Consider the following 3,147-nt stretch of genomic DNA (forward strand, 5'->3'; position numbering starts at 1 on the left):
CTGAGTTCCGCTATTTCAGTAGATGTGGATACCCACTGAAAAGGAACCGAAACAGCATTCATCCCACTACCTGTAGTGGTGGGAGTCTTCTGTATCTGCTGCTTTGCTTTCGATACAAAAAACATTTACTGAATGAAGATAAACTAATCTGTAACTGAATGTTTAGAAAATTCTTACTTAATTGAGAATGTGTAATAATAGTTGCGAAATGGTGAAATTGTCAGTATTGTAAAATTAAATGGAGCATTATTATCCATTACTAAACAATTTTATTATCATTTAAAACTTGATTGGATGGGCATTTGGGGATGCACTTTCCAAAGCAAAGGGGCGAGTTTTCATGGAAATCTTCAAGTATATGGAAAAGTATGATTATGAACAATTGGTATTTTGCCAAGATGAAGCATCAGGGTTAAAAGCGATTATCGCAATCCATGACACAACACTTGGACCAGCATTAGGCGGGGCACGTATGTGGACATATGCATCAGAAGAGAATGCGATTGAGGATGCATTACGTTTAGCACGTGGCATGACCTATAAAAATGCAGCTGCTGGTTTAAACCTTGGCGGTGGGAAAACGGTCATTATCGGTGACCCATTTAAAGATAAAAATGAGGAAATGTTCAGAGCGCTGGGACGTTTTATTCAGGGGCTTAATGGACGCTACATTACAGCGGAGGATGTTGGTACAACAGTAACAGATATGGATTTAATCCATGAAGAAACAAATTATGTAACTGGTATTTCTCCAGCATTTGGTTCATCAGGTAATCCATCTCCAGTAACTGCGTACGGTGTTTATCGTGGGATGAAGGCAGCAGCAAAAGAAGCCTTTGGATCTGATTCATTAGAAGGACGTACAATTTCTGTACAAGGGCTAGGAAATGTTGCTTACAAGCTTTGCGAGTATTTACATAATGAGGGTGCAAAACTTGTTGTGACTGATATTAATCAAGCAGCTATTGATCGAGTGGTTCATGATTTTGGCGCAACTGCTGTCGCACCTGATGACATCTATTCACAGGAAGTGGATATCTTCTCACCTTGTGCATTAGGAGCAATTCTAAATGATGAAACGATTCCACAATTAAAGGCAAGGGTTGTTGCTGGTTCTGCCAATAATCAACTACAAGATTCTCGCCATGGTGATATCTTACATGAATTAGGAATTGTTTATGCGCCTGATTATGTTATCAATGCAGGTGGGGTTATAAACGTAGCAGATGAATTATATGGCTATAATCGTGAGCGAGCGATGAAGCGTGTTGATGGTATTTATGATAGTATTGAAAAAATCTTTACTATTTCCAAACGAGATGGTATTCCTACGTATGTAGCGGCTAACCGTTTAGCAGAAGAACGAATTGCACGAGTGTCTAAATCACGTAGCCAATTTTTAAAAAATGAAAAAAATATTTTACATGGTCGTTAAAAAACGCTTAATCATTAGGGAAGTCGCATTGTCGACTTCTTCTAACTTTAATTAGAGATTAGTAGCTTAGCTGAAATTAACCTAAAGCCCAACTAAGGAGTGAAAGGGACTTTTCTTATATTATCCAATGTGATTAAAGGATAGGCGGATTTAGCACTTTTCTCATAAGGGGGAAACAATATGGCTCAAAATTATGATGTTGTCATTTTAGGTGGAGGTACAGGAGGCTATGTTGCAGCAATTCGTGCGGCACAGTTAGGTTTAAAAACCGCTATAGTTGAACGTGAGCAACTTGGTGGCACATGCTTACATAAAGGCTGTATACCAAGTAAGGCCTTACTTCGAAGTGCTGAAGTGTATCGTATGGCCAATAAAACGGCTGCAGAATTTGGTGTAGATATTGAAGGAGTTACATTGCAGTTTGACAAAGTACAGGCAAGAAAACAAGCCATTGTTGAGCAGTTGAGCCAAGGTGTGAATACACTGATGAAAAAAGGTAAAATAGATGTTTATCAGGGAACAGGCAGAATTTTAGGACCTTCTATCTTTTCGCCAATGCCAGGTACTATTTCAGTTGAAATGAGTAATGGCGAGGAAAATGAAATGCTTGTGCCAACAAATGTTGTGATTGCAACAGGTTCAAAGCCTAGAGGAATGACTGGACTAACAATTGATGGAAAATATGTCATGAACTCAGATCATGCATTACAAATGGAGGCGCTACCGAAGTCATTGCTAATTGTTGGTGGCGGTGTTATTGGAATCGAATGGGCATCAATGCTTTGTGATTTTGGCGTATACGTAACGGTTATTGAGTATGGGCCATCGATTTTACCATCTGAAGATAGAGACATTGTCAAAGAAGTCACGAAGCAGCTTGAAAAAAGAGGCGTTCGTATTGTGACAAACGCCCGCTTAGATACAGGAACATTCAAAATTGAAAATGATAACGTTTTCATTTCTGCGAAAGTTAACGATAAGGATGAATTATTCGAGGCTGATAAATTATTGCTTAGTGTAGGGCGTGAAGCAAATACACAAGGTATAGGCTTAGAAAATACAGAAATCGAAGTTGAGAATGGATTTATTAAAGTTAATAATTCGTATCAGACAAAGGAATCACATATGTATGCCATTGGTGATGTGATTGGTGGGTTGCAATTAGCACATGTAGCTTCACATGAAGGATTATGTGCCATTGAACATATTGCCTCAGGGAAAACAGAAGCACTAGATGTACTAAAGGTGCCAAAATGCGTTTACTCTTATCCAGAGGTTGCAAGCATTGGCTTAACAGAAAGTGCTGCTAAGGAGCAGGGCTTTACCTTAAAAATAGGAAAGTTTCCATTCAAGGCGATTGGTAAAGCACTTGTAAATGGAGAGACAGACGGCTTTGTAAAAATTATAGCAGATGAAGAAACAAATGATATTTTGGGTATTCATATGGTGGGGCCACATGTAACAGATTTAATTGGTGAAGCATCACTTGCTAAATTACTTGATGCAACGCCATGGGAAGTAAGTCAGGCTATTCATCCGCATCCGTCTCTTAATGAGGTGCTAGTAGAATCAGCATTAGCTGTGGATAATCGTGCTATTCATTTTTAACCTCTCTCAGCAGAAGTCTCCCACCTTTATAGGTCGTGAGATGAATGTGAATTCGGCTACGTTTCAAGGGGTGGCCAAAGAAGCTGAAATAGAGGAACTCAGGC

Annotated in this window: 2 protein-coding genes; both read left to right on the top strand. The window is 39.1% G+C overall.

Annotated features, from left to right (window positions below; translation table 11 throughout):
• The first annotated feature begins 340 nt into the window (after nucleotides 1–340).
• Nucleotides 341–1,435 carry a Leu/Phe/Val dehydrogenase gene (locus B2R82_RS07845; RefSeq protein WP_286924336.1) on the top strand — a complete coding sequence of 365 codons (1,095 nt, stop codon included), beginning with the start codon at nucleotides 341–343 and terminating at the stop codon, nucleotides 1,433–1,435.
• 180 nt (nucleotides 1,436–1,615) lie between these two features.
• On the top strand, nucleotides 1,616–3,043 hold the full coding sequence (lpdA, locus tag B2R82_RS07850) for a dihydrolipoyl dehydrogenase (protein ID WP_286924337.1): 1,428 nt from the start codon (nucleotides 1,616–1,618) through the stop codon (nucleotides 3,041–3,043).
• Nucleotides 3,044–3,147: the final 104 nt, after the last annotated feature.

The sequence above is a fragment of the Lysinibacillus sp. UBA6686 genome (assembly GCF_002455205.1).
In the GTDB taxonomy this organism is placed as follows: Bacteria; Bacillota; Bacilli; order Bacillales_A; family Planococcaceae; genus Lysinibacillus; species Lysinibacillus pakistanensis.